The sequence below is a fragment of the Sphingomonas sp. genome (genome assembly GCF_035758555.1).
In the GTDB taxonomy this organism is placed as follows: Bacteria; Pseudomonadota; Alphaproteobacteria; order Sphingomonadales; family Sphingomonadaceae; genus Sphingomonas_B.
Map to the genome: position 1 here is coordinate 1 of NZ_DASTXI010000199.1, position 2793 is coordinate 2793.

Here is a 2793-nt window from a genome sequence, read left to right on the forward strand (position 1 = left end):
GGGCGTCGTTCGGCGTCCAGGCTGCGGTCATCGACTGCACCTATCCGGCCGATGGCGGGCCGCAACAGCTCCGGGCCGCGATCGCCAGTCTCCGCGCCGAAGCCGAGCGTGCGGTGCGCGAAGGGCGGACCGAGCTGGTCCTGACCGACGAAGGGATCGGCCCGGATCGCGTGGCGATCCAGATGATCCTCGCCGCGGCGGCTGTGCACACGCACCTGGTGCGCAAGGGGCTGCGCTCTTACGCTTCGGTGAACGTCCGTTCGGCGGAATGCCTCGACACTCATTATTTCGCGGTGCTGATCGGCGTCGGGGCCACCACGGTGAACGCCTGGCTGGCCGAGGCGTCGATCGCTGACCGCCACGCGCGCGGCCTGTTCGGGCGCCTCAGTCTTGAAGACTGCATCGCCCGCTACAAGCAGGCGATCGGCGACGGCCTTTTGAAGATCATGTCGAAAATGGGGATCGCGGTGATCTCCAGCTATCGCGGCGGCTATAATTTCGAAGCGGTCGGCCTCAGCCGCGCGCTGGTCAACGACTTGTTCCCCGGCATGCCCGCCAAGATTTCGGGCGAGGGCTATGCGTCGCTGCACCTGAACGCACGGATGCGGCACCAGGCGGCGTTCGATCCGGCGATCGTGAACCTGCCGATCGGCGGTTTCTACCGCCAGCGCCACGGCGGCGAGACGCACGCCTATTCCGCTCAGCTGATGCACCTGCTGCAGACGGCCGTCGCGACGGACAGCTATTCGACCTACCTGCAATTCGCGCGCGGCGTGAACGACCTGCCGCCGGTCTATCTGCGCGACCTGCTGGAGTTCAATTATGCGCCTACGCCGGTGCCGCTCGATCAAGTCGAGGCGATCACGGAGATCCGCAAGCGCTTCGTCACGCCCGGCATGAGCTTGGGCGCGCTGTCGCCCGAAGCGCACGAGACGCTGGCGATCGCGATGAACCGGATTGGCGCCAAGGCCGTGTCCGGCGAAGGCGGCGAAGACCCGGCGCGCTACCGCCCGCGCGCGAACGGCGACAATGCCAACTCGGTGATCAAGCAAATCGCGTCCGGCCGGTTCGGCGTCACGGCGGAATATCTGGGCGCGTGCGAGGAGATCGAGATCAAGGTCGCGCAGGGTGCCAAGCCCGGCGAAGGCGGGCAGCTGCCGGGCTTCAAGGTCACCGACATGATCGCCCGCCTGCGCCATTCAACGCCGGGCGTGACGCTGATCAGCCCGCCGCCGCACCACGACATCTATTCGATCGAGGATCTGGCGCAGCTGATCTACGACCTGAAGATGATCAACCCGCGCGCGCGGGTCTGCGTCAAGCTGGTGAGCTCGGCCGGGATCGGCACCGTCGCCGCCGGCGTCGCCAAGGCGCATGCCGACGTGATCCTCGTCGCCGGCCATGTCGGCGGCACCGGCGCCTCGCCCCAGACCAGCGTCAAATATGCCGGCACGCCCTGGGAAATGGGCTTGAGCGAAGTCAACCAGACGCTGACGCTGAACGGCCTGCGCGGCCGCATCAAGCTCAGGACCGACGGCGGCCTGAAGACCGGCCGCGACATCGTCATCGCCGCAATCCTGGGCGCGGAGGAATTCGGCATCGGCACGCTCAGCCTGGTCGCGATGGGCTGCATCATGGTCCGTCAGTGCCATTCCAATACGTGTCCGGTCGGCGTCTGCACGCAGGACGAGCGGCTGCGGGCGAAATTCACTGGCAGCCCGGAGAAGGTCATCAACCTGATGAGCTTCATCGCCGAGGAAGTGCGCGAGATCCTTGCGAAATTGGGCTTCCGCACGCTGGACGAAGTGATCGGCCGCACCGAACTGTTGCGCCAGGTCAGCCGCGGGCACGAGCATCTGGACGATCTCGACCTGAACCCGATCCTCGCCAAGGTCGATGCCGAGGATTCGGAGCGACGATTCAGCCTGTCGACCTTCCGCAACGAAGTGCCGGACAGCCTCGACGCGCAGATGATCGCGGACGCGCGCGCCGTCTTCGATCGCGGCGAGCGGATGCAGCTGACCTACAATGTCCGCAATACCCATCGCGCCGTCGGCACGCGCCTATCGGCGGAGATCGTGCAGCGCTTCGGCATGTCGGCGCTGGCGGACGGGCATGTGCAGGTGCGGCTGCGCGGCTCCGCCGGCCAGTCGCTGGGCGCGTTTCTGTGCAAGGGCATCCGCATCGAAGTATTCGGCGACGCCAACGACTATGTCGGCAAGGGCCTTTCCGGCGGCACGATCGTCGTGCGCCCGCTGGTCAGCTCGCCGCTTGCCAGCCAGGACAACACGATCATCGGCAACACCGTCCTGTACGGCGCGACCGCGGGCAAATTGTTCGCGGCGGGCCAGGCGGGCGAGCGCTTTGCGGTTCGCAATTCGGGCGCGACCGTGGTGGTTGAGGGCTGCGGAGCGAACGGCTGCGAGTATATGACGGGCGGCACGGCCGTGATCCTTGGCGGCGTCGGCATGAATTTCGGTGCGGGCATGACCGGCGGCATGGCTTTCGTGCTCGATCCAGACGACAGTTTCGAGCGGCACGTCAATCCGGAGTGCATCGTCTGGCAACGCTTGGTCTCCCATCATTGGGAGACCCGGCTCCGTGCGCTGATCGCCGAGCACGCCGAAGCGACCGACAGCAAATGGGCACACGCGATCCTGGACGAATGGGACCGCTGGCGGGACCGTTTCTGGCAGGTCGTGCCGAAGGAAATGCTCTCGCGACTGGAGGCGCCGCCGTTGTCGGACGAAGAGCAACTCGTCGCGGCTGAATAGCTCCCCATTCCCGTTCGCT

At 66.4% G+C, this 2793-nt stretch carries 1 protein-coding gene; it reads left to right on the plus strand.

The annotated features are described in order from the left end of the window. On the plus strand, positions 1-2774 hold a 2774-nt coding region (gene gltB / locus VFT73_RS12070), incomplete at its 5' end, for a glutamate synthase large subunit (RefSeq protein ID WP_326411421.1). Positions 2775-2793: the final 19 nt, after the last annotated feature.